A 25908-nucleotide genomic window follows, 5' to 3' on the forward strand; every position below is an offset into this window, starting at 1 on the left:
CTTCCACATTTGTGGAAGGTTTTTCTCAAATAATCGCTTTAATTCCTTCTAACACTAATCCAATCATAAAGCCACAAACAGCCCCGTTCACACGGATCCACTGCAAATCTTTACCAACATTATTTTCAATCATTTCAATTAATGTTTTATCATCTAACTTATCAAGGTTTTCTTGCACAAGCTTTCCAATTTTCGAATGGTTATTTTCAACAATATTAACAACTTGTTTTTGTAACCAATCTTCTATTTTTTGAACAGTCTGTTCGTCTTCTTTTATTTTATTCATTTGTGTTTGTAAAAATGGAATAACATATTTATCCGCAAATTCTTCATTGTTTACAAAGGTAACTGCTCTTTGTTGTACTTGCTCTAGCATCTCTTTTATTTTGTCAGTAGCATTCCAATTGGCAATCCATTTTTCTTTCCAATTCTCTAATTCCTGTAATAAAGCTTCATTTTCTTTTACATTTATAATTTCTTGACGAATTTTCGCTAATATAAGTTGTCTCGTACTATTATCAGCATCTTGTAAGCTGTTAATATTGCTAATGATAAACTTCTGCAAAATGCCGCCAATTTTATCTTCATCTACAATATTCATAAACGATTTCAAAGTAAACTGTAAGAATCCATCTACTTTTATATTTTCCATCGCCTTCATTCCTAAGCTTCCAAGCTGGTAACGTGCTTCATCTTGTGCTGTCCAATCTTTCACTTTTACTAATATGTAATCAAGTGTATGTTCATCATATTCTTGCACAACTAATTGATCAACAAGCACTTGTAAAATGTTACTTGTATTAATTGTATGCAAATACGTTTTTAATTCTTTTTCAATAATAACAGCTAGCTTTTCCGTATCTATTGTAACAATAGCTTTCTCTGCAATCGTTACAATCCCCTTTTTCACAGCATCAGACTGCAACTCTTTTTCAGCAATTTGCAGTACCATTTGTGCTAGCTGCATTTCTTTTACTTTACTTGTAATACTTTCTTTCGTCAGCCATTCATTTTCTAACGTAGAAACGAGCCCCTTTGTTACCCGCTTCCGATTTTTAGGTAATAATGCTGTATGTGGAATCGGAATTCCCAGCGGATGACGGAATAAAGCTGTAACTGCAAACCAATCCGCAAGCCCACCGACTAATCCTGCTTCAAATCCCCCTTGTATAATTTCTCCTGCTACCGTTCCTTGAAAAGGGATAGAAGCCGCAAAGCCTACCCCCATAACTCCAAGCGAAATACCTGCTATATATTTTGTCTGTAATGACATTGTATACACACATCCTCTTATTATATAAAATAAAGCTTTTTTATTATATTTAATCAATATTAGCAATCCTTTATATCTATACTATAAAGAACTAGGGTGAAAATAACAAAGTTTTTATAATGATTCATATAAGTATCAAAAAATATATGGGCTTTATTTAGAAATGTTTTATTATCTTTATTACTAGTTAATTAATATTGGTTTTGAAGAAGAAATTATATTTAGAGGATACCTTTGGCCAAGGTTAGTTATCTTATTAGGAAAGCTTTGGGGAACATTTCTTACTTGTACATTTTCCGGAATTGCTCATTCATTTATGCCTATTATTTTAGGTAACACTTCTAAATGGCTAGGAGACTGGATAGGACTGGCCTTGTTGGACATTTGCTATACGCTTTTATTTTTACACTCGTCATAATAATTTACTCCTCCCTATTTTTTAAACATTCCATATAAATAAAAGAAAAATGAGGCTGTAAATAGCCTCATTTTTCTTTTAACATTAATTCCACACCTTTTTTATAATACCCACTCATTACTTCTTCTGGAACCATGCTCCCACCAGTTCCCCACACAATATGTGTGCCTTTCTTTACCTTTTCCGTTAACTGATGTTTTTGTAAATACTCATTTTCAACTTTACATACATTTAACGGACCTATCATACCTGCTAACGCAGAAGGCTCTAAGTATATGTTTTCAGTATCAGCCAGTTCTTTTAACAATCTATACAACTCTGCATCGCTTACTGTATAATTCCCGCTCAAAAACGGTTCCATCGTTTTACCGACAAATCCTGATGGTCTTCCTACCGCAAGTCCATCAGCATCTGTTACATTATCAATGCCGATTTCTTGAACGGAAATTTTATCGTGAAGCCCCGTCATTAAGCCTAGTAGCATACATGGAGAGTGCGTAGGCTCAGCAAAGAAACAATGAACATTGTCTTTATACAATAACTTTAAACCGAATGCTACTCCACCAGGGCCCCCACCGACTCCGCACGGAAGATAAACGAATAAAGGATGTTCTTCATCTACTACAATTTTTAACTCTTCTAATTGTTTTTGCAAACGAGACGCTGCTACTGCGTATCCTAAAAATAAATCATGTGAATTTTCATCATCAACAAAATAACAACTAGGATCAGCATCTGCTTGTTGACGCCCTTCTTCTACCGCTTTACTATAATCAGCTTCATATTCAATAACGTTTACATTTTTGCTTCTTAATAAATCTTTTTTCCATTCTTTTGCGTCTGCTGACATATGAACAGTCACATTGAAACCTAATTTCGCACTCATAATACCGATGCTTAGTCCTAAATTCCCTGTAGAACCTACTGCAATTGAATACTTCGCAAAAAACCCTCTAAATCTATCACTATCTAAAATTGAATAATCATCTTTCTCTGCTAACATTCCATGCTGCAAAGCTAATTGCTCAGCATGTTTCAGCACTTCATAAATGCCACCTCTTGCCTTTATTGACCCTGATATTGGAAGATGACTATCACACTTTAATAATAATTCTCCTAAAATAGGTTGCCCGTAATTTTTCTCTAAAGATTGTTTCATAGAAGGTATTTTCACTAAAGGAGATTCTATAATTCCGCTCGTTTCTTGCGTTTCAGGAAAAACCTTTGCAATATATGGTGCGAAGCGTTTTAACCTCTCTTCTGCATCTTTTACATTTTCTTCATTAAGCGGTGAACCTTTTATCGCCGTTTCATACTTTTTCGTATTCGAGTTCACCCAAAATACTTCTTCCGTTGCAATAAGGTTGTTTAATAGTGGGTATCGTTCTTTTAATGCCTCTATCTCCTTCATTCCTCTTCCTCCTCATATCCTTGTAGCTAGCCATACAATAAATTATAATTGAATTAATTTTAATATAGTTTAACACAAAATTCAGTTTTAGTTAATTTTAATTTAATTTATTTAAATGTAATTTAATAATTATTAAGGAGAATTTATAATGGAAAATATAGATATTGGTAAAAAAATTGAAAAACAAAGAAAAGAAAAAGGGTTAACTAGTAAAGAACTAGCAAAGTTGGCTGAAATTACACCATCTATGCTTAGTCAAATTGAACGTGGTTCGGCTAATCCTTCCATTCAAACATTAAAGGTACTCGCAAAAGCTCTTGATGTTCCAACATTTAGTTTTTTACTTGAAGAAACAAATACAGACGATTTAATCGTTCGTTCTAATAAACGAAAAAAAATGATTATTGATAATTTATCATATGAATTGTTATCGCCTGATTTCACAGGAAATTTAGCAACAGCAATTATGACTGTTCCTCCAAATACTTCTTCATCAGAAAATCTTTTAGAACATAAAGGAGAAGAATTAGCATTCGTATTAGACGGAAAAATTACATTGTATTTAAACGACGAGGAATACATATTAGAAACTGGTGATAGTGTAAAAATACCGGCTTATTTAAAGCATAAATGGGTGAATCAATTCGAGAAAAATGCAATTGTTTTATTTTCTGTTACTCCGCCGATTTTTTAGTTCATATTATGAAAATGAAAACTGGGTAATCCTAAAAAACACGGATTACCCTTCTTTATTACATGATATAGTTAAATTATCGTTAAAAATTCAGCAATTGGGCCAAGTACGAGCACTGGTAAAAATGTTAATGCACCTACTATACATATTGTCCCTAACAAAATCCCGCCAAATAAACGAGTATCAGTTTGAAAGGTTCCTATCGTTTCAGGAATAATCTTCTTCTTTTTAAGCCCTACTGCAACAGCAAGCATTGTAATGATTCCAAAATACCTACCAATATACATTACAATACCAGTTGAAAGATTCCAAAACGGTGTATTATCTTTTAACCCTTCAAATCCAGATCCATTATTAACAGCTGACGACGTATATTCATATATTACTTGAGTTAAACCGTGAAAACCAGGATTGGAAATGGCATCCGTTCCATGATAAGTCGAAAAAGCAATTGCCGCCGCTCCAAGAATAAGTAATGGCTGAGATACAATCGTAATCGCGATTAACTTCATTTCTTTTCCTTCCAATTTCTTATTCAAAAATTCCGGTGTACGGCCGATCATCAATCCTGCTAAAAACACAGCAATCATCGCATACATGATTATATTCATAAACCCAACTCCAATACCACCAAACACTGCTCCTAAAAGCATATTTACAAGCGGGACCATCCCTCCAATTGGCGTTAACGTGTCATGAGTCGTATTGACCCCACCAGTACCAGAGGCACTTGTAACATTCGCGTAAAGAGCTGAAGAAATAACACCGAGACGCGTTTCTTTCCCTTCCATATTTCCTTGTGAGCTTTCTAATCCTAATTGATTTAACAGCGGATTCCCCTTTAATTCAGTCGTAGCAAGAACCGAGAAACCAATTATAAAAAGAATAAGCATTGATATAAAAAGCATTCGTCCTTGCTTTCGATTACCGACCATTCTCCCATATACAAATGGAAACGCCATTGGCATTAGCATTTGTAATACCATCTGCAACACATTACTGACCATATTAGGATTTTCGAAAGGGTGTGCAGAAACCGTTCCAAAAAATCCGCCACCGTTGTCACCTAGTTCTTTAATAGATAATAAAGAAGCTACCGGCCCGCGTGGAAGCTCTTGTATTGTTCCTGCTACCGTTTTCACAGTTACTGTTGGATCAAGGGTTTGCGGTACTCCTAATAATACAAATAACAATGATGTTATAAACGCAATCGGCAGAAGTACACGTATAATAGATTGAACAAAATCAACAAAAAAGTTCCCAATTCTTTTCCCAGCCAATAGACGAATAAATGTAATACCTACCGCCATTGAAGTTGCTGGAGCCGCGAACATCATAAACGTTACGCCTATCATTTGAGAAAAATGCGATAAACTACTTTCACCACCATAATGTTGTAAATTTGCATTCGTCATAAACGTAATCGCTGTATGAAAAGCTAAAGTAGGTTCTAATCCTTCAAAATGATTAGGGTTTAACGGCAATATTCCTTGTAACCTAAAAATAGCATATACGACTACAATAAAAGAAAAATTCGTCATTAATAAGCAAAAAATATATCTTTTACCACTTTGACTATGACCTTTAACTCCAGTCACTTTAAATAATACTGTTTCTATCGGTCCAAATACTTTTTGAAATGAATGATGCTTTTGAAAAGCGTTATATAAATAATCTCCCATAGGTTTTGCGATTAACACGAATAGAACAATTGTAATTAGACTTGTAAACCAGCTCATTCTTTTCTCCCTCTCTTTAAGAATACATATTTTCATTTTTTGCTACTAAGAGAATAAAAAAAGAAAACACTAGGTTGCACCTAGTGTTTTATATACACAAGTCCCCCCTCTCAAAACGCTGACGAGGTTAGCTGTCGGATTCGGACCTTGAGATTAGCCCTACCTATAAAAAGGATTCACCCCTAATGCCATATGCACAAATTTGGTTCCCCCGCTCCATAATGGATTAAGCGATACATATTCGGCTGCCAAATACAAATTGAGCTATTCTGTCTGTAAATATACTCCTCTGAATTGTACTTGTAAAGAGAGAAATATAATTCTCTTTTTACAACAAACTATTACAAAATAACTATTAAAAATAGCCATGCACGGATGCTCTCCGTACATGGCTATTTTTATTTTTTTGGCACTAACAAAATACCTAAACTAATAACACAAAAACTCATTATTTGCTGTATAGACAGACCCAATAGAATCGAGTTTTGTTCACTAATTAGCGAAAGGAGTATATGAGCTATTCCTTCACAGATTAGAAAGAAGCTTATATTCTTTCTATTTCCTAATCTTTCATTCTTTAACCATAACGAGCCTATTATACAAAGTGCGAGTACAATTTCATACACGAAAATAGGATGATATAAAAATTTAGATTCATATATTTTCACACCCCAAGGCACTGTAGTTTGTACACCTAATTTTTGATGAAATAGAAAATAAAAAATAATACTCATGCATAGTCCAAAAGGCAATGCATCAAGTAAAATACGAAGCGAAAATTGCTTCTTTTTACTTTTCCAAACAATGTATATACTTGCAATTATGCACCCCACTATAATGTGCTGAATACTTCCTACAGCTAATAACGCTTGCAATGGCGATCCTATTGCCCATACTGGATTTAAAATTGCCGGTGCAAATTTCCATACAAATACGATGATAAGAAAAGCATTTGTTACAACATCCATCATTTTTTCATATGATACATTTTGGTGCCTCATCTTTCGTTTCATCAGTATAAATCCAAATAGACTTCCTATTATAAGCGATACTGGTTGTAACCTCACTATCCACTCCATCACTATAAAATCCCCTCTTAATTCTCAATTAATTTCTTAAACTTCTCTTCTAATTGATCTGGAGGTAATACCCCTCGTGCTTGATCTGCTATAATTCCATCTTTATTAACAAAAAATGTCGTTGGTAACGAGAATACTTTATAATCAATTCCAGCTACTCCATCCATATCTAATAGAACAGGAAATTTAAATCCGTGACGATCTGCAAATGCGCTCGCTTCTTGTACTGGATCCCCGATAGTTGCATTTACCGCAAAGATTTCAACATCCTTCTTATATTTATCATACAAACGAACTAAGTCAGGAGCCTCCATTTCACATGGGCCACACCATGATGCCCAAAAATTAATAATATATGGTTTTCCCTTTGCATCATTTAACGAATAAAGCTTTCCATCTAATCCTTTTAATGTTATGTTCGGCGCTTTAAATCCCACTTGTGGTAATACTTCTTTCTCTTGTAACTCCGCTTGTTTCGCTTTTCTTTCTTTTTCTTCTTTCTTAGTATTATAAAAGTTAACTCCTGCCCAAATTAGTGCCCCAGCTAGTATAATAGCAATTAGTTTCTTCACTTTTCTTCCTCCTCATTTCTAAAATCCTGTAATATATGATAAATAAGATGGATATAGCGGTAAAGAACATGGTGATATAAATGAAAGTACCCCTGTCCCTACTACTAGCCAAATTGTTAGATCCGCTGCATTCATTTTATTCCTCCATATTACACTACAAATTGTAGTGCTAATAAGTAAAAAAAGAGGCTATATGCACTCTCCGACAATAAGTACAATCGACATACAAAATAGCCCTAACGTAACATATACTGAATTTGTATGTAATGGTATATTGAGCTTAACAACTTTTTCATTCAACACTTGCTCGATCCGTAAATTAATTGCGGTTTTCGCAAATGAAGCTGTAATACATTTATTTTCCATCGTCTTTATTTTAATTAATTTTAATAACGCACTACCTAGCTCGAATGAAGATTTCATTTTTTGCATCGCATATTTATCAGCTGATAGCTCTTGATACACATGATAACGCTGTAGCATCCCTTTTAATACAGGAATATACATCATTCCTTCTGCTAACAGTGTAAAGAAAAATAATTTTAATGGATCTCGATTTTTTTGATGATACTCCTCATGTAAAACAATCGCATCAATTTCTTCCTCTGAAAACGACTGAAACATCCCTTCTGAAATTACAATTTTCGGTCGAAATAACCCAATTGTAAATGCTGTAATCTGTAACGTCGATAATACGTATACTCGCTTTCCTTTTCTTGTAATAGACACGAGATTTTTCTTCAATCTTTTACTATAAAAAAACTGCTTCCAAATTCTTTTACTTATAATGAATACAGTAAATAACAGTAATCCAGCCATCATAATGCGGAGTATTGATAGTTCCCTCATATGCTTTTGCAATTCAAATAAACAAAACTGTGAAAGAAAAAATGCTTTATTTTGAAAAAGAAATGGGTATGTGACGTAGTATACTAACATACTAAAAAAAAGAACACTAATACTCACTGCTAACAAAACGGTTTTACGCATTTGCCACATCATGTTATCGATCCTCTTTTTTTAGCTGATTTAATTTCTCTTCTAACCTTTTTATTAAAGACGGATCAGCTTGCTCTAACTCATCTATCATATGACTCACAACAAGATCCCCAAATTCACCCATTAATTCCTGCGTCATTTTCTTCGTTTGATCGGATAAAAATTCTTCTTTCGTTCGTGCAGCACGATACATACCACTTCTTTTCACAATATGTTTTTCTAAATGTGCTTTCTCTACTAATCTGTTCATAACTGTCATTACAGTATTAAAGTTCACCGGGGATTCTTCACTTAATTTTTGCTGTACTTCTTTAATAGTAATACCTTGAGTAGACCAAACAATTTCCATAATTTTCGCTTCAAGCGGTCCGAAAAAGTGATTTAATCCTTGCTCATTTAACTTGTAGTTTTGAGTAAACATATTATAACTCCTTTCACACTACAGATTGTAGTACGAAATAAATAAAAGGTCAAACATGAATGTTATAAGCTGATACTTTAATTAGTGTTTTTCCAATCTCCACTAATTATTAGTCTGTACCTTGTTAGGTTCATTGTAAACCTAACTTCTCACCAAATGTCTCAAAGAGATAATATTCTAATATTTGCACACTAAATTTTTCATTACGCCCTAGTGCAAATAATTCCCGATCCTTTGCTACGATAGTATCCAATGGAATAACGACATTATCCACTACTTTTGTAATTTCAATTACATTACTTTCTACGTTTACTTCTGTTTTAAATTCAATATTTTCTAATACTATATGTGAACGTCTTCCTGATGCCAAAAAAGTAAAATTAGGATTTTTAACAAAGCCAATTTCACTCTCTAAAGGATATAAATACTGAAAAATTATATCTCTGTGTCCATCCTTTATTATTTTTTCATCCTTCTCATCATCTAAATATTCTCTCAGTTTTGTTGTAAATTCAAATCGAAAATCCACTCTTTCACGCTCCCTCTTTTCATTTCATACCAAATAAATATATTGGTATAAATTTACCATATTATAAAATAAGTTCCTATAAAAAGTAAAAGCCACTTTTGTAAATTCTCTGGTATTTCCCGCACCTTTTAACTATAAAAGCTCATTCAATATTAATTAATACGTCGTTATATTCATTTAACCATATTACTTCCATACTTTGAAACGATAGTATCCAGTATTATATATCAATAAACCGCTTCTAATCCCTTGCTATCTACAGCTACCGACAGCCCTTACTATTTCAATATATTTTAAACTGTATTTTTTATTATTCATTCTACTTGTTAATTCATTAAATCACAGAAGGAATGTAACTCCCCGCTATCGAATTTTTACATAACAAATATTATTAGGTGGTGCTTTCCTATGAAATTAGCTGTCATTGGTGGCGGTGATTTACAAGATTCAAATCACTTGCATATTAATGAACGACTTATAAAATTAACAAATAAACAATACCCAAAAGTATTATTTATTCCAACAGCTAGTCATGATGATGAAGACTATATAAAATTATTTTTAGAAACGTTTGAAAAACAATTACATTGTGAGGTTCAAATTTTACGTATTATAAACGAAACACCTACTAAATATGAAATAGATGAGATGATTCATTCTGCCGATTTAATTTATCTTGGCGGTGGGAATTACGTTCAAATGCTGGAACAATGGAAAGAACATAAACTAGATGCAAAGTTACTATTTGCTTTACAACATGGAACACTTATTGCAGGATATAGTGCCGGTGCTATGTGCTGGTTCACATCTAGCATCCGTTCAGATTATGAAGGTTCTGGTTATATAGAAAGTAGTGGCTGGAGTATTGTTAACAAAAGATTTTGCCCCCATTACAATCAATTAAATAGAATGAATGCCTTCCATACGTTTTTACAAACTCACCAAGTTCATATAGAGGGCATTGCATTAGAAGATAATTGCGCTTTATATATTACAGAAGATTCATTTGAAATTATCGGTGAACCAGAGAAAGCTTGGGAGTTTTATATGAATAATGGAAAACTCATTAGACAACATTTTGACATAACTTTGAAAAGTTATTTATAGACATTTACTAACAAAAAATGAGGCGGTGCCAAATGATATTTTGGCACCGCCTCTTCTTTTTATAGCCTTGCTACTTTTGTCAGTATTTGTTGGCAAATCGATATACTTTGTCTAATTGCCGATATATTGCAAGTTATGATAGATATATTCGAAAAATTATTGATATAATCCCATTTACTATTGTACGAAATCAAAAGGGCATCACCTCATCAAAAAGTTCGACTTTTCGGACACCTCATTTTCATCTTCTAACTTACTAATCGTGTAATTCGTTTCTTCTGCCATGAAAGCTTATAATATGCATACTGTAATATTAAGCTGACGATGAATGCAGCTGGATACCCAATCCATATCCCTTCTATGCCAAGGCTCGTATGGTAAGAAAGATAATACGCCACAGGTACTTCAACAAGCCAAATTGATACAACACCGATTACAGTTGGCCATAGTACTATACCACTTGCTCGCATTGTCGCACTAATAATTTGTGCATGACCGAAAATTAAGTAACTCCATAATGTAATCATGATTAGGCTATGAGCAATTTCAATTGTATTTTGACTCGTTAAAAATAGTGCTAGAATATCTCTTGAGAACAAGTAAATAAGTGATATTAATACGCCACCAATGATGTAATTCATAATAATTCCGGCCTTAACAACTTTCTGCAATCGATCAAATTGGTTCGCACCAATTGATTGCGCTGCAAAAATTGATACTGTAATACCGAGGCTAACCGCTGGCATTTGTACATAACTTGCAACTTGGTTCACAACGCCATACGCCGCTGTTGCATCTGAACCATACCGATTTACAAATGCGATTACCGCGATTTCTGATAATGAAACTAATATCATATTAATACTCGCTGGAATACCGAGGCGTAACAATAACTTTAATAACTCCCAGTCCATACGAAGATATTTTCTTACTGTCCCATCTAATTGTAGTGGATGATTTTTCTTCTTTAAATACATTAGCATGACAATAAAAGTAATTACTGTAGATATAACCGAAGCATAGGCTGCTCCGTAAACATCTAATTGCGGAAGTCCTAACCAACCAAAAATAAGGATCGGTAATAATAACATATTTAGTGCTGTACTAACTATTAAAAAGTAAAATGGTGTTTTGGAATCTCCCGTCCCTCGCATAAAAGTTGTATACGCAAAATATAAAAATAAAACTGGCATAGATATAAATAAAATACGTGCATAATGTACACTTATATCAATAATATTTTCTGGTGTTCCCATAATGCGCATAATATCCAGTGCAAACACACTTCCTACTATCGCCAACACGACTCCGATAATAAAAGTAAACGTAAGCGTCGTACCAACGATAGCTTTTAAACGTTCTTCATTTTTAGCACCAAACGCCTGACCGATTAAAATAGAACTACCAGAACCAATTCCAATTACAAATGAAACGAGTAGGAAAAATAACGGGAAGAATGCCGATATAGCAGCTAAATCATTTACCCCAAGCCATCTTCCTACTACTACCATACCAAATAATTGTCCTACTGATTGTAATACATTACTTAATAGTAACGGAACTAAAAACATGGACATCGATTTCCATATCGGTTTCTTTTCCTTTTCTGACTTTTGTGACTCTACACCTTCTTTATTGTTATCTGTAGGTGGTTTCAAATTTCATTTCTCCTTTTAATTCGAGATCACACGGCCATATCCGTGCTCCACATGGTTGAAATTGCACCAACCATTTCTCTTCTAATTTTTCAATTCTGTCTGCTCGTTAAAATATTAACTTCTAACACTTCAAATCGTACTCTTACTATTCACTCCATACACTCTCTTTAACTTCTATCTCTTTGTGTAGTTGTTTTAATTATGTGCTTCTATTCATTTTCCTTCTCTATTTCTTATAATTTCACCCAATATTGGCTTCCATCAGCTGTTCTATCTATAAAACCATATTCAATTAAATATCTTCTTAAAGTCACAAAATCCGGATATACATTTTCTAAAACTGCATTTACTTCTTTTTCAGTATACTTTTTATTACTATCAAACTTTCTCACTAAATGACGCAATATAATTAATTTACGTTTTTGCTTTTTAGGAAATTTAGACAGCGGTCCATCTAATCCTTCTATAAAATGCGCTTTTAACACTTCATCATTTTCTTCTTCTGTAATATTGTAGCGATCGTCTACCATCGTAGCTGTTCTGTGAATCGGAACAAATTTAGATTGAACTTTTGATTTTTCTTCTGATAATTCCATTAATGCTAAAAATACTTTTGCTTGCTTCATCTTCTCCCGTAATGTAAATCGATGATTACGGATTGTTGATGTGCTCCCGCCATCCATCTCTTTTACAATTTCTTTATCATTAAGTCCCATATGGAAGAATTGAACCATTTTCTTTTGCAAATCGGTTAAACCTGTAAACTTCTTATCTAGATTTAATAAATAATCAAACATAGACGTATGCTCGTTTTGAATATGCAACTGTACAAACTTCTCTGCTTCATACAAAACTTGATTATCTTGATAAATAACCCCTTTTATAAATGTCTCTCCGCAAGCTAAGCAAATATATTCTTCTGCTTCCGTATCAAACACATACCCTTTCTTCAATTCCCCTACCGACGCATCCCAAAACTTCTCTGAAATATCACCCATACTAAACATTCCTCCAAAAGGTTTATTTAAAAACAAACAAATTATAATATCGTTTATTATCACTTCATCATCTTAACATAATGAAAATAAACATTTCAACATTCCGTTTGCCTATTTTATAAACTTTTATAAAAATATCTATTCGAAGATACAAAAAGGACTTATCACACCGAAAAGCGAATGTATTTTAAAAACTAATTATTATGGGATGTGAAGCAAAACATGACTACTATTCAAGATCCTTCCAGCACTCAATTTTAACTACAAAAAAGGTGTTTCCATATGCGGAAACACCTTTTTACCTCTTATATATTTTATAAATAACCTCTATTAAAACTTTACTTGCTTGTACAAATACATGTTTTCCATTTCCATCCTCAACAAATCTATTTGAACAACCACTAATGATCATCGTACAACTAATTATGACTATTACTTTAACTCTTTTTCTGCAAGTCATTTTATGCAACTCCACTGTTGAAAAACTTCATTTAAATTTATCCCATCAAAAAAGTTTACACGAATAATGAAACGTAAAATTATGCAATATTGCATAATTTTACGTTTCATTATTATATTGTGATTTAATTATTTTAATGATTGGTATAACGAGGTGACTGACTTGAAATTTAAAACGAAAAAAAATCCATTCAATATCATTTTTCTCTCATTGCTTATCGTTGTTTTCTTCATTTCTCTATTTTTTCAAAATGAGAATTCTATTTTTTTCACTCTTATGATGCTTTTAAATATCGTGAATCTCTCTTCTTTTTATTTTTCTCATTACAAAATAACGGAATCATCTCTTGTTATTAAACATGGATTCATTCTCCGCACTGAAATTCCGTTTGAAGATATACGTCACATTAAATACTCTGGTAAAAAACTTTATTCCGAAAAATGGACAAGACAACAATTAGAAATTTATTATAATCTATTCGATTCAGTAACATCATTTGTACCGCAAGAAGAGGAACAATTCATTTCATACTTAAAAGAGAACTGCCCACATATGAAAGTACTCGATTGATCCCCCACTAGTTCATACTATTAGTGGGGTAAAGCTTATTCTAAAAGCTCTTTAATATATTTGCCAATTATATTTTTATTCTAATGTCCATACTCCTGTATTTTTAAGTACTGTAAATACACTTAATCAACTACAACAGCAATTTTTAGACAGGCTCATTTTTGAATTGAACAAGCTCTTCTTTTCCCTTGAAGCGATCAATACCCTGAATCACCTTTAACGAGCATAAGAAGAATGATTTTATCAAGTTACGGTCTCGTAGCTGTAGATTTCCAACGTTTTTTTGTACAAGGTCTAAAAACTAACGTTGGACCATTTGTACCCGAAACACCATTTTGGGAAGGAACTCCCTTCTCTCAAATTGAACCAGCTATGGGATATCAATATGGGCTACCACTCCTATTAATTCGCGAAACTGGAACCGACGTGAACAGAGGAATTTGGCAATTAGGAAATACACCATTCTTAATTTTAGACTGGAATTCCGAAACACAATCTATAGATGCATTTTTTAGTAGTGTTTCATGGCGACAATTTTTTGCGAATTGGACTGGTCATGTAAGAAATGGATATTATCTACAAACAGAACCTCCGTTTAAATATTAATCGCTCGCTCAGGCTAACTAATTTCTAAGTTAGCCTATTTTTATTCCAAAAAGATATCTCTATCTTTCCATCACCAACAAACAATACGAACATACACTATTTCTAAAAAAGTGAACTCTTACTCTAAACGAATGAAAGGTGCTTATCATGTATGAGTTAAGTTATGAAGGATTAACAGGTGAAATTATTACACGATATGATTATGAATATGAAGACGCTAGACAAGAATGGAATCGTGCTGTTCAAAAATTCCCTTTAGCTATTGTTTATTGCTATACAAAATGGGATGTTAGTAATGCAATTATTTGGGCAAGAAAAAATGAAATTGCTATTCGCATTCGGTCTGGCGGGCACCATTACGAAGGGTATTCTATCGGCAACAACGTCCTTGTAATCGATATAAGCAGAATGAACTGCATCCAGTTTAATCAAGATAAAAATACAATAAAAATTCAAGGAGGTGCTCAAAATAAACAAGTCTATGACTTTATTTCTTCAAAAGGTTACCCATTTCCAGGGGGAACTTGTCCAACTGTTGGAGTAAGTGGATATACGTTAGGTGGCGGTTGGGGCTACTCTAGTAGATATTTCGGCCTTGGCTGCGACAATTTAATTGAGCTAGAATTGATTGACTATAAAGGTAGCGTAATTACAGCTAATGAATCTTGCCATAAAGATTTATTTTGGGCTTGCCGCGGCGCTGGTGGCGGAAACTTTGGCATTGTCGTTTCGCTAACTTTTAAGCTCCCTCCAAAAGTTGATAAAGTTACTTTAGTTGAACTATATTGGCCAAATGCTTCAGTAAACATCCAAAAGGAATTTCTTCATGTATGGCAAAATTGGTTAGTAGATTTAAATAATAAGATGACTATTGGTGCAAGTATATATAATTCAGCTACAGAAGGACTAGCAATATATGGACGAGGTTTATTTTACGGGACACCAGAAGAAGCTAATATCATTTTACAAGATTTACTTCATATAGACGGTGTAACAACAAATTTACAATATATTAGCTTTCTCGAGGCAATGGAAATCGTACAGTCTTCATATCCACCCTCTGAACAATTTAAATCTGCAGGACGATTCGTGCAGAAACAATATAATGAGGAAGAAATAGAACAAATCATTAGTCTTATTCAAAAAAGAGCGACCGGCAGTGTTTTTGCAGCGATAAGCCTCTATCCGCTAGGTGGGAAAGTAAAAGACATAAATAAAGATGAAACTGCTTTTTATTACCGAGATGCCTATTATATTATCGGGCTTCAATCTATATGGGAAGATCCAATCTTAAAAAAAGATAATGTACAATGGTTAGAAAAACGATTTGAGCATATTGAATCCATAACAGAAGGCTCATTTGTCAACTTTCCGTACAGTCGTTTACAAGATTACATGACTGCTTACTACGGAACACATGCAAACAAATTAAGAAAAATAAATAAAAAATATGACCCACTAAACGTATTTACCTTCCCGCAAGCAATTAAAAACTGAAATACAATAAAAAATGCCAAGATTCTAAACTAAGAACCTTGGCCTCTTCCATTATTCTTTCGGAGCAATCATTTTTTTCGGATCTACAATTTCATCAAATTGCTCTTCTGTTAGTAATCCCGATTGCAGTGCTGCTTCTTTTAAAGTTAATCCATCTTTATGAGCATGCTTTGCAATTTTCGCTGCATTTTCATATCCGATATGTGGGTTTAGCGCTGTTACAAGCATCAATGAACGATTTACATTTTCATTAATTACTTCTTCATCTGCTTCAATACCAACTGCACATTTGTCATTGAATGAAACAATCGCATCAGCTAATAAATGAGCAGATTGCAAGAAGTTATAAGCAATAACTGGTTTAAATACATTTAACTCAAAGTTACCTTGGCTCGCAGCAAATCCGATTGTTGCGTCATTCCCCATAACTTGTGCGACAACCATTGTTAACGCTTCACTTTGCGTTGGATTTACTTTACCTGGCATAATAGAGCTTCCTGGCTCGTTTGCAGGAATAGTAATTTCCCCAAGACCACTACGTGGACCACTTGCAAGCCAGCGCACATCGTTAGCAATCTTCATTAAATCAGCCGCTAATGCTTTTAATGCTCCATGTGTAAATACAACTTCATCATGACTCGTTAGCGCATGAAACTTATTTGATGCAGACACAAATTGTTTACCTGTAAATTGACTAATTTCTACTGCTACCATCTCGCCAAATTTAGGATGCGCATTAATTCCTGTTCCAACTGCCGTACCACCAATTGCTAATTCTTTCATATATGTATTGCTATCTGCAATCATACGCTCTGTTTTTTCAAGCATACGGTGCCAACCACTAATTTCTTGCCCTAACGTTAACGGTGTTGCGTCTTGTAAATGCGTACGACCAATTTTAATAATATGTTCAAATGCAGTTACTTTTTCTGCTAACGTTTCTTTTAATTTCGTAATAGCTGGTAATACATGATTTTCTACCGCAATTACACACGCTACATGAAGCGCTGTTGGGAATGTATCATTTGAACTTTGAGACATGTTCACATCATCATTCGGATGAATATGTACGTCAGATCCCTTTTCTTTCAAAATTTGATTCCCACGGTTTGCAATTACTTCATTCACATTCATATTCGATTGTGTACCACTACCTGTTTGCCAGACTACAAGTGGAAAATGTTCATTCCATTTCCCTACGATAACTTCATCAGCAGCTTCCACAATTGCTTGCGCTTTCTCTTCTGATAACTTCCCTAATTTTTGATTACTAAGCGCTGCACTCTTTTTTAAAATCGCAAATGCTTTTACAATTTCAAGCGGCATATGCTCTGTTCCAATTGGAAAATTTTCCTTACTACGTTGCGTTTGTGCTGCCCATAATTTATCAGCTGGAACTTTCATTTCTCCTAATGTATCTCTTTCAATTCTGTACTCCATTTTTTCATCCCCTTGAAAATAAAATACTTACATTTCTTATTTTAACAGACTTTCGTTCGAATGATAAGAATTCTCATTCATACATAAAAAAATACCTTCTGCGATGGCAGAAGGTATTTTTTTTACGATACTTGCTTTCCTTTTTCAACGTCATCTACATACCAAATGAACTTGCCTGTATATCCGTAAATAACTGCTAAAATAAGTGAAACGAAACTTAGCCACATAAACGGAACGTATGAGAACGTTGCGACACCTAAAATACCAGCCATAAAAATACCATTATCAGACCACGGAACCATACCAGAAGTTAACGTTCCACCTACTTCTGAATTACGCGCTAATACGCGGCGGTCTATTTTTAATTTATCATAGCTATCTTCCATAATTTTTGGTGTTAAAATAAGTGATACGTACATCGCACAACCAAATATGTTAGCTAAAAACGCAACGATTAAAGTAGACAATGTTACATTACCTGCAGAATTTAATTTCTTCTCAAATTTCGATACGATTACTTTTAAAACACCTAGCTTTTCAAGTAATCCACCAAAACCTAAGCCGAAAATAATAACGGCTACTGAACCAAGCATACCATTAATTCCACCACGGTTTAATAACTTATCGACAAACTCAACACCAGATTGAATTGAGAATCCGTTATATGCTGTTCCAATTGCCTCTCCAAAGTGCATTCCTTGGAAAAGAGTTGCCCAAATTGCACCAATTAATGCTCCCATAGCTATTGTTGGCATAGATGGTTTCTTCATCGCCAATAGCACAATAACGATTACCGCTGGAACAAGCATCCATATTTTAATATCAAATTGCTTTAATAAAGCTTCTTTTAAAAACTCTACTCTATTTAAATCTACATTATCCCCGCCATACATCCATCCAGCAACAGTAAACATAATACTGGTAATAATATACGCCGGAACGTCTAATACGAGCATAGCTCGAACGTGAGCAATAACATCTACTTTCGCCATAGAAGCTGCAAGAACTGTACTATCAGAAAGTGGTGATAATTTATCCCCGAAATAAGCTCCTGACAGGACTGCACCAGCTACAAGCGGAAGTGGTAATCCAAGCCCTTCACCAATCGCCATCATAGCGATACCAGCTGTTCCAACCGTTCCCCATGATGTTCCTGTCGCGATAGACGTAATTGAACAAATAATTAAAGTTGCCAATAAGAATATGCTAGGGTGAATGAATTCTAATCCATAATAAATTAATGTAGGTACAACCCCACCAGCAATCCACGTTCCAATTAAAGCCCCAACTGCAACTAAAATAAGTATTGCTTCTAATCCATTAGAAATCCCTTTCGTAATTGCATCTTGCAATTCTTGATAACGAAATCCTAATCTTAATCCAAGCGCAATAACTAAAAACCATGAAATAAATAGCGCTAATTGAATTTGGAGATCAAAAATCGTTTGGAAGGAAAAGACGACAGCAAGAAATAGGAATAAAAGAATAATAATTTCTAGCATCGATGGTAATCTTACACTTTTCATTTTTTTCTCTCCTTACAAGTCGATAACATGATGTATGCAGTCTCACGTGTATGTAGTATACAATTAGCGAAGACAAAACAAAATTTTCATATTATTTCGATTTATTTTTCCAGTATAATATATTCACAACCCTTTCTATTGTAAAAGTAGATGGCTCTTTTCGCAATGAAAAATATAAAAAATGTTGTATTTTTATTTATTTAGAAAGAATTACCAAATAATAACTTTTTAATTTTACCACAACAAAACTTTTTACTACGGCCTTCAAACCATATGTAGTACTATATTTCCCCATAACAAAAAGAGCACGCATCATTTAACAGATGCATGCCCCTCTTTTATTTATACATCTTTTGTATTTCTTTTTTCTTTTTAAGTATCTCCGAAAATTTTTCACTACAGCCTTTTGGAAATAATCCTCCGTCTTTTACCCCCTGGCAAAAACTAAAAAAGGAAGCACCTAAATATGTGCCTAACTCAACTAAAGTTTCTGGCTTCTCAAATCGTACTAAATCATATGCGAAATCTAAATGTCGACTCCACGCAGATTGCGAGCGAATAATATGACTAAAATTATCAAATTCAAACGATGGTTTATGAGTAATCCAGTTCATCTCATATCTTCTTATACACATATTTTTAACAAGCCAAATTACTCTTATCTTTATTTTTTTATCATTGTAATTATGATTCTATTTCATAAAAAGATTAAGAATTAGCCCTTTCTTATCGAGGTGAAACATACAAAAATAATAAAAAAGAAAAATTACAATAAGTACTATCCCTATTAATTTGAAACTCTATTAAAGACCAGTATTCTCGCCTCCATTTTATTTATATTTAACCGTATGCTTGTCCAAATGCCCTATACTACTACAACACAAATTTTATAGTCTATTTCTATTCTTAAATCGTAATCATTATGATTTATTGTTGATTTTTTCTTTCACATCAATTATCATAAAACGTAATCATTACGATTTAAGAAAGAGGGATTATTTAATGAAAAAAATACCTATTACTGTATTAAGTGGTTTTTTAGGAGCTGGAAAAACTACTTTACTGCATCATATTTTGACTAATAAGAGCGACTTAAAGGTAGCTGTTATCGTTAATGATATGAGTGAAATAAATATTGACGCTTCTCTTATCAAAAAGGGAGGTTTTTCACGTACGGAGGAAAAATTAGTAGAAATTCAAAATGGTTGTATTTGCTGTACACTACGAGAAGATTTAATAATAGAGGTGAATCGTCTTGTTGAAAACGGTGATATTGACTATATTGTGATTGAATCTTCTGGTATAAGTGAGCCTATTCCAGTTGCCCAAACGTTTACTTATACAGACGAAGTTCTTAACATTGATTTAACGAGAAATTGTCGTCTCGATACGATGGTTACAGTTGTAGATGCCAATAGATTTTGGGATGACTTTGCAGATGGAGAAAGTTTATTAGACCGTAAACAGGCAATCGATGAAAATGATACTCGAGAAGTTATTGATTTATTAGTAGATCAAATTGAGTTTGCAAATATAATTGTTCTTAATAAAATTGATTTACTAGAAAAAGAAGATATGATAGAACTTCGTCATTTACTAAAGAAATTAAATCCCGGTGCAAAAATTATTGAGTCTTCATTTAGCCAAGTACCATTACAAGAAATTTTAAACACTAATTTATTTAATTATGAAGAAGCCAGTCAATCAGCGGGATGGATTCAAGAGTTAAATAGTGAACACCATACACCAGAAACAGAAGAATACGGTATCAATTCCTTTGTGTACCGTCGTAAACATCCTTTCCACCCTGAACGTCTTATGAATTGGCTAGAAAAATGGCCTTTAGATGTTGTAAGAGCGAAAGGATTTTTCTGGCTCGCATCTCGCAATAATATGATAGGACTTCTATCTCAAGCAGGTTCCTCTATTACAATACAAGGTGCTGGTGAATGGATTGCAGCATTACCTGAGGCTGAAAAAAATCAATTGATTACAGAAGAACCAGAAGTGTTGAAAAACTGGGATGACCGATACGGAGATCGAATAACTGAACTCGTATTTATCGGAATTGAAATGAATCGTTCTATTATTGAACAATCATTAGATCGTTGCCTATTAACAGAAAAAGAAATGAAGCAAGACTGGAATACTTTTGTCGATCCTATCCCTGCTTTTACTTACACTTCTTAAATTCAAATAAAAGGGCTTCAGTAGAATGAAAAAATATAACAAATGATCTCTACAAAATGATAAAAGAGCTAGTTACATTTTCATGTAACCAGCTCTTCCTTTACTACTCTATATGGCTATGCCTGAATATCTGCAAATTCTTCAATATGCTCGTACTCTTTTTCCAATTCCTCTAAAGAAAGCTCGTATAATTGCCGATCACGAACTTTAAACACCCCTGCTCCAATTAACTCATCAATTAAGTGCCTCTTACGATTTTCAACAGCAAAACGGAGTTGACTACTCATCTTTTAAAAAACTCCTTTCTACGATCATTGAAAATGATAATCTTTATCAATTACCACTTCTGATTATAAAAGATGATTCTTTATAAGTAAAGTAATCTTATGAAATATTTACCTTACAAAGTATTTGTGGCCACATTATATATATGTATGTCGTGCGAAAAATGTTATGACACTTTTTCTTATCCTTTTTCTTTCATACTTTGCAAGTTGTCTCACTATGATTAAATTCACCGTCTATCTCTACTTGAATGGTGACATGTTCTACATGAAACCTCTCCTTTAATACATCCGTAGCCTCTTTTAATACACTTTGCGTTTCATTACCTTTAATAATCAGGTGGCAAGTTAGTACTTGAAAGTCCGATGTGACAGACCATATGTGCAAATCATGAACTTCTTTTACAATTGCAATCGTTAATAATGTATTTTTCACTTCATCAACATCTATGTGCTGCGGTGCACCTTCCATTAATATATGGACTGTATCACGTGTTACACGCCACCCACTAATAATGACTAAAATAGACACAAGAATACTAGCAATCGCGTCTGCAACATTCCATCCGAAAAATTTAATAAGTAACGCAGCAATAATCGCTCCGACTGACCCTAATAGATCGCCTAGTACGTGTAAGAAAGCACTTCTTAAATTCAAATTCCCTTTCACATCTCCGCCTCTCATTAATATCCAAGCTGATAAAATATTAATAAGCAGACCAAGTACAGCAATAATGAGCATCCCATTACTAGCAATCTCAACTGGTTCTTTAAAACGACGAATTGCTTCAATAAAAATGTATATAGAAATCACGATAAGAACGACACCGTTACATAATGCCGCTAACATTTCGGCTCGCTTATACCCGTATGTTTTCGCGGTAGTTGCTGTTTTTTCTCCGAGCTTAAACGCAAGTAAACTTAAAGCTAAAGATACCGCATCACTTAACATATGCCCCGCGTCAGATAATAGTGCTAAACTATTTGTTACAAATCCCCCAATAACTTCAGCAATCATAAAGCTTGTCGTTAATAGGAAGGCAATTAGTAACGCCTTTTTATTTTTTGAATGACCGTGATCATGTGAGTGTCCCATACAAATGCTCCTTTAAGTGCAATATCTGTATGTTAGTATACAACAAGCTCTCTCTCTTTATCCCGCATTAACGGGCAGTAAGACTCCCATCTCAAAATTCGGCTGAAGCAAAGAAGTTAAATGGGAGATCAACTGCCCGTTAACGCCCGATTGGTTCAACTAATAATCAGTGGGGGATGAACAAAACCCCCACTGATTAAAGTTTCACTTTATCCCGCTTCCTTCTGTATACACACTTCGCTACTTTTCAAACAATTCCTTTTTCTCAACTAAAAACAAGACTACTTCTTTTTTATTTTCATATTGTTTACTAATGAAAGAATTTTTAAGGAGGCTATAAAATTGAAACGACTATTTCTCTGTATGGAGCGTGAACTTGTTGTAATCAAAGAACAATACGGTCATTATGAAACAGCATATCACTTACAAAATATGCAACCTACCTGTATTGCAGTTGATCCATTTCAAAAGAATCGTGTCTATTGTGGAACATTTGGACGAGGTTTATGGTTAAGCGATGATGGTGGGGATTCATGGAGACCAATCGGAGATTCTTACCGTTACTTTGATTTTCCGAAAGAAGATGGTATTTTACATTCTTCGATCACTTCCATTACAATAAGCTCTAATGAACAAGTTAACGGATATGGCGTCGTTTATGTCGGCACAGAACCTAGTGCTTTATTCCGTTCAGAAAATGGTGGTGAAACGTGGATTGAACTTAAAAATATGAAATCATTATTATCTTCCTATACGTGGGCTTTCCCGCCTAGACCTTTTACTCATCACGTACGCTGGATTACAGTTGATCCAAACAATCCAAATACAATCCATGTTTCAATCGAAGCTGGTGCTGTTATTCAAAGTAACGATAAAGGGCATACATGGATTGATAAAAAATTCGGTGCTCCTATCGATGCTCATCAATTACTCATGCACCCTGAAGCCCCAAATCGCCTTTATGCATCATGTGGTGACGGATTTATGGGCGGACCCGATCGCGCATATCTTGAAAGTTATAACAGTGGAAACAGCTGGATCTCATGTAGTGAAGGACTTGAACATCATTATTTATACAGCATGGCTATCGATCCAGCTGATTGTAATACGATTCTCGTTTCTGCTGCACCGAGTGCTGATCTTGCTCATCACCGTATTCCTTATGAATCTTATATTTATCGAAAAACGAAAGATACTCCCTTCCAACAAGTACAGCAAGGACTACCGTCTGCAATTGGCACAGTCATTTCGATGTTTGCTACAAACCAAGCAGAACCACATACGTTTTACACTTTAAATAATAATGGCGTGTTTCAATCCGTTAACAGCGGAGAAACTTGGGAACAATTAAACCTTCCATGGAAAGAGGAATATAAAACGCAGCATCCACATGCTTTACTCGTTACTAGTTCTTAACAAAAAGAGACTGCCTAATTATTTATTTCAGGCAGTCTCACTTTTTATTTCTTTAAATCAATCACAATATCATCTAACACAATATCTTTACTCTTCGCTTCTTTTTTCGGCACTTCAATTTTCTTCTCTTTCCCATCAACATACTCCACTCCACCATGATTTTCAGGCGTATGCACTCGCAAGTTCACATGAGGTGTAACGATAAGCTTTGTTGCATTTTCGTTCAATTTTTGAAATGTGGCACTCCATCGAATATTGTAAGGATCGTTACCACTTCCCCCATTTCCTTCGCCAGAATAATCATTACCTAAATCATCCTTAACCTTCAATTCAACATCTACACTATCCCACTCTTTTCTTGCACCCTTAGAAACCTCTTGATTGTAATAAAGAATAAATGAAACCGGCGACATTGCGACCTTTTCCATATTTACTTTTATACCTTCTTTTTCCGAACTCCCACCAATTGTTCTTTCTTTACTATCCACTGATTTTACCGTTAACGCGAAATTCCAATTTCCTTGTATTGATTTTTTCCTATCTGACATCTCTATTCTCTCTATATTCCATCTAAAGTTTACTTTGTCCTTTTTATTACTATCATGATGTGTCGTTGTTACCATACCCACATACTTTTTTTCAGTAACTTTAGTCATTTTTCCACTTCCTGTACTACCATGAGCGTCCATTATATCCAATCCACCTAATATGATAGGATCATTCCCTAAGTCTTGCTCACTTTCTAGTGAATACGTTATAGATACTGTTCTGCCATCAGAAATTACATCATTAATTGTAACCTTAACCCCATTACTCTCCTTTGTCATATTCAACTCAGTCGAAAACTCTTTATAATTTTCATATAACCCTGTTCTACCATTATCTAAAAATCGGAATATATCACCTACTATAGGAAGACCTCCAGCGTAAGTTGGAAATCCGATGCCGAGTGTTGCAACTGATAATCCTACTAAAATAGATGCAGCAGCGACACCTTTTTTCCAAGTTTTCATCTTTTTCTTCGTACGTATCGATTGTTTTAAATTACGTTTCACTTTTTCTTTTTCAATTTCAGAAGCCTCAATTTCCTCAAGTTCTTTTTCATCTATATCAATATCATTTAATAGTTCATAAATGTCTTTCATATTGCACTACCTCCAAAACTAATATTCGTAGCATTTTGTTGTAGCTGCTTTTTCCCGCGATACACACGATTATCTATCGCCGCTCGAGTTAATCCTAATTTGTCTCCTATCTCTTCTGTCTTCATACCGAGGAGATATTTCATAATGAATACTTTTTGATCTAACGGTTCTAATTGATTAATAAGCTTCAATAATTCTTCCCTATCTTCCATAACGATTAATTCGTCTTCTGCCGATTTTTCTGTGCTTACATTAAATTCATCTGAAACAATTTCTACTTTTTTATTCGCTTTTCGGTAATAATCAATTGCTTTAAACTTAGCAATCGCCGCAATCCACTTTTTAAAATCATTTGGTTCTCCATGAAATTTATTTGCGTTATTCCAAACAGATAGGAAAATATCATTTATACATTCCTCTATCAGTCCATCATTTTGAATTGGCAGCAGTACTTTATGCGTGATTCCTTTTATTAATGGTAAATATGTATCAACAACAAATTCTAGCGCATCTTCTTTTTGCCGCTGTAATCTTTTAATAAAATTTTTCTCATTTGATTTCATGTAGCGATTCCCCTTATTTTTTGTAAAAGCTTTTACACCCTATATAACGTTCTGGAAATTTTTTTCTCTCATCTTTTTTATTTTTTGTATGTAATGGGATACTTTTCCTTAGCCATTGTCTCATATAAATATAAGCTTGAAGAAAATTTTCTCAAGTCTGTAATTCAATTAGTGTAGTACACTATTTATGCAGACGCTCTTTAACCTGGTGTATATT

General features: G+C 34.0%; 24 protein-coding genes, 2 pseudogenes and 1 riboswitch. Of the genes and pseudogenes, 8 read left to right on the forward strand and 18 right to left on the reverse strand.

What is annotated here, in order from left to right; genetic code table 11:
- Positions 1–25: 25 nt before the first annotated feature.
- The gene (locus tag U860_RS0113710; RefSeq protein ID WP_025148969.1) at positions 26–1273 is read right to left on the reverse strand and encodes a DUF445 domain-containing protein; all 1248 of its coding nucleotides are present in this window, start codon (positions 1271–1273) and stop codon (positions 26–28) included.
- 250 nt (positions 1274–1523) lie between these two features.
- On the opposite strand from U860_RS0113710, the gene U860_RS36405 reads away from it, so the two are divergent.
- A complete protein-coding gene (locus U860_RS36405) occupies positions 1524–1691 on the forward strand; it encodes a hypothetical protein (protein WP_240184470.1) in 168 nt (55 codons plus the stop codon).
- Positions 1692–1758: 67 nt separating this feature from the next.
- Here U860_RS36405 and U860_RS0113715 read toward each other — a convergent pair whose 3' ends face one another.
- Complete coding sequence (locus tag U860_RS0113715; RefSeq protein ID WP_025148970.1) at positions 1759–3102, reverse strand: D-serine ammonia-lyase; 1344 nt, start codon at positions 3100–3102, stop codon at positions 1759–1761.
- A gap of 148 nt (positions 3103–3250) precedes the next feature.
- On the opposite strand from U860_RS0113715, the gene U860_RS0113720 reads away from it, so the two are divergent.
- A complete protein-coding gene (locus U860_RS0113720) occupies positions 3251–3796 on the forward strand; it encodes an XRE family transcriptional regulator (RefSeq protein ID WP_002171312.1) in 546 nt (181 codons plus the stop codon).
- A gap of 71 nt (positions 3797–3867) precedes the next feature.
- Here U860_RS0113720 and kdpA read toward each other — a convergent pair whose 3' ends face one another.
- The 7 genes and pseudogenes from kdpA to U860_RS0113755 all read right to left on the reverse strand — a co-directional run bounded on the left by kdpA (position 3868) and on the right by U860_RS0113755 (position 9135).
- A complete protein-coding gene (kdpA, locus tag U860_RS0113725; RefSeq protein ID WP_025148971.1) occupies positions 3868–5535 on the reverse strand; it encodes a potassium-transporting ATPase subunit KdpA in 1668 nt (555 codons plus the stop codon).
- Between the two features lie 100 nt (positions 5536–5635).
- Positions 5636–5778: riboswitch (cyclic di-AMP (ydaO/yuaA leader) on the reverse strand.
- A gap of 155 nt (positions 5779–5933) precedes the next feature.
- Positions 5934–6617, reverse strand: a complete 684-nt coding sequence (locus U860_RS0113730; RefSeq protein ID WP_025148972.1) for a prolipoprotein diacylglyceryl transferase family protein — start codon at positions 6615–6617, stop codon at positions 5934–5936.
- A 14-nt stretch (positions 6618–6631) separates the two neighbouring features.
- Positions 6632–7186, reverse strand: a complete 555-nt coding sequence (locus U860_RS0113735; RefSeq protein ID WP_025148973.1) for a TlpA disulfide reductase family protein — start codon at positions 7184–7186, stop codon at positions 6632–6634.
- A 24-nt stretch (positions 7187–7210) separates the two neighbouring features.
- Positions 7211–7321, reverse strand: a pseudogene (locus U860_RS33320) (cytochrome c biogenesis protein CcdA); the annotation flags it as partial.
- A gap of 54 nt (positions 7322–7375) precedes the next feature.
- On the reverse strand, positions 7376–8188 hold the full coding sequence (locus U860_RS0113745; protein ID WP_025148974.1) for a M56 family metallopeptidase: 813 nt from the start codon (positions 8186–8188) through the stop codon (positions 7376–7378).
- Position 8189: 1 nt separating this feature from the next.
- Positions 8190–8606, reverse strand: a complete 417-nt coding sequence (locus U860_RS0113750; protein ID WP_025148975.1) for a BlaI/MecI/CopY family transcriptional regulator — start codon at positions 8604–8606, stop codon at positions 8190–8192.
- A 130-nt stretch (positions 8607–8736) separates the two neighbouring features.
- Complete coding sequence (locus U860_RS0113755; RefSeq protein ID WP_025148976.1) at positions 8737–9135, reverse strand: DUF3942 family protein; 399 nt, start codon at positions 9133–9135, stop codon at positions 8737–8739.
- 408 nt (positions 9136–9543) lie between these two features.
- Between U860_RS0113755 and U860_RS0113760 the strand changes: the two genes are divergently transcribed.
- Complete coding sequence (locus U860_RS0113760; RefSeq protein ID WP_025148977.1) at positions 9544–10242, forward strand: peptidase E; 699 nt, start codon at positions 9544–9546, stop codon at positions 10240–10242.
- Positions 10243–10490: 248 nt separating this feature from the next.
- Here U860_RS0113760 and U860_RS0113765 read toward each other — a convergent pair whose 3' ends face one another.
- Positions 10491–11900, reverse strand: a complete 1410-nt coding sequence (locus tag U860_RS0113765) for an MATE family efflux transporter (RefSeq protein ID WP_025148978.1) — start codon at positions 11898–11900, stop codon at positions 10491–10493.
- A 233-nt stretch (positions 11901–12133) separates the two neighbouring features.
- On the reverse strand, positions 12134–12898 hold the full coding sequence (locus U860_RS0113770; protein ID WP_025148979.1) for a DUF2087 domain-containing protein: 765 nt from the start codon (positions 12896–12898) through the stop codon (positions 12134–12136).
- Between the two features lie 613 nt (positions 12899–13511).
- Here U860_RS0113770 and U860_RS0113780 point away from each other — a divergent pair.
- The 3 genes from U860_RS0113780 (at position 13512) to U860_RS0113790 (ending at position 16031) form a co-directional block, all read left to right on the forward strand.
- On the forward strand, positions 13512–13928 hold the full coding sequence (locus U860_RS0113780; protein WP_205206315.1) for a PH domain-containing protein: 417 nt from the start codon (positions 13512–13514) through the stop codon (positions 13926–13928).
- Between the two features lie 234 nt (positions 13929–14162).
- Positions 14163–14534 carry a hypothetical protein gene (locus U860_RS31510; protein WP_240184469.1) on the forward strand — a complete coding sequence of 124 codons (372 nt, stop codon included), beginning with the start codon at positions 14163–14165 and terminating at the stop codon, positions 14532–14534.
- Between the two features lie 147 nt (positions 14535–14681).
- Complete coding sequence (locus U860_RS0113790) at positions 14682–16031, forward strand: FAD-binding oxidoreductase (RefSeq protein WP_025148981.1); 1350 nt, start codon at positions 14682–14684, stop codon at positions 16029–16031.
- A 51-nt stretch (positions 16032–16082) separates the two neighbouring features.
- On the opposite strand, the gene fumC is transcribed toward U860_RS0113790, so the two are convergent.
- The 3 genes and pseudogenes from fumC to U860_RS0113805 form a co-directional block, all read right to left on the reverse strand.
- Positions 16083–17471, reverse strand: coding sequence for a class II fumarate hydratase (gene fumC, locus U860_RS0113795; RefSeq protein ID WP_025148982.1), 1389 nt, complete (start codon positions 17469–17471; stop codon positions 16083–16085).
- 122 nt (positions 17472–17593) lie between these two features.
- A complete protein-coding gene (gene nhaC, locus U860_RS0113800; protein ID WP_025148983.1) occupies positions 17594–18997 on the reverse strand; it encodes a Na+/H+ antiporter NhaC in 1404 nt (467 codons plus the stop codon).
- Positions 18998–19410: 413 nt separating this feature from the next.
- A pseudogene (locus tag U860_RS0113805) lies at positions 19411–19611 on the reverse strand (class I SAM-dependent methyltransferase); the annotation flags it as partial.
- Between the two features lie 388 nt (positions 19612–19999).
- Between U860_RS0113805 and U860_RS0113810 the strand changes: the two are divergent.
- Positions 20000–21187, forward strand: a complete 1188-nt coding sequence (locus U860_RS0113810; protein WP_025148985.1) for a GTP-binding protein — start codon at positions 20000–20002, stop codon at positions 21185–21187.
- A gap of 116 nt (positions 21188–21303) precedes the next feature.
- On the opposite strand, the gene fbpA is transcribed toward U860_RS0113810, so the two are convergent.
- A complete protein-coding gene (fbpA, locus tag U860_RS0113815) occupies positions 21304–21474 on the reverse strand; it encodes a Fur-regulated basic protein FbpA (protein WP_002118075.1) in 171 nt (56 codons plus the stop codon).
- A gap of 193 nt (positions 21475–21667) precedes the next feature.
- Positions 21668–22567, reverse strand: a complete 900-nt coding sequence (locus U860_RS0113820) for a cation diffusion facilitator family transporter (protein WP_025148986.1) — start codon at positions 22565–22567, stop codon at positions 21668–21670.
- 342 nt (positions 22568–22909) lie between these two features.
- On the opposite strand from U860_RS0113820, the gene U860_RS0113825 reads away from it, so the two are divergent.
- Complete coding sequence (locus tag U860_RS0113825; RefSeq protein WP_025148987.1) at positions 22910–23983, forward strand: hypothetical protein; 1074 nt, start codon at positions 22910–22912, stop codon at positions 23981–23983.
- Between the two features lie 44 nt (positions 23984–24027).
- Here U860_RS0113825 and U860_RS0113830 read toward each other — a convergent pair whose 3' ends face one another.
- Both U860_RS0113830 and U860_RS0113835 read right to left on the reverse strand, forming a co-directional pair.
- Entirely contained in the window at positions 24028–25128 is a 1101-nt protein-coding gene (locus U860_RS0113830; RefSeq protein ID WP_025148988.1) for a DUF4179 domain-containing protein, read from the reverse strand.
- A complete protein-coding gene (locus U860_RS0113835) occupies positions 25125–25691 on the reverse strand; it encodes a sigma-70 family RNA polymerase sigma factor (protein ID WP_025148989.1) in 567 nt (188 codons plus the stop codon). Before U860_RS0113835 ends, U860_RS0113830 begins: the two co-directional genes overlap by 4 nt.
- Positions 25692–25908: the final 217 nt, after the last annotated feature.

This window comes from Bacillus sp. H1a (assembly GCF_000633475.1).
In the GTDB taxonomy this organism is placed as follows: Bacteria; Bacillota; Bacilli; order Bacillales; family Bacillaceae_G; genus Bacillus_A; species Bacillus_A paramycoides.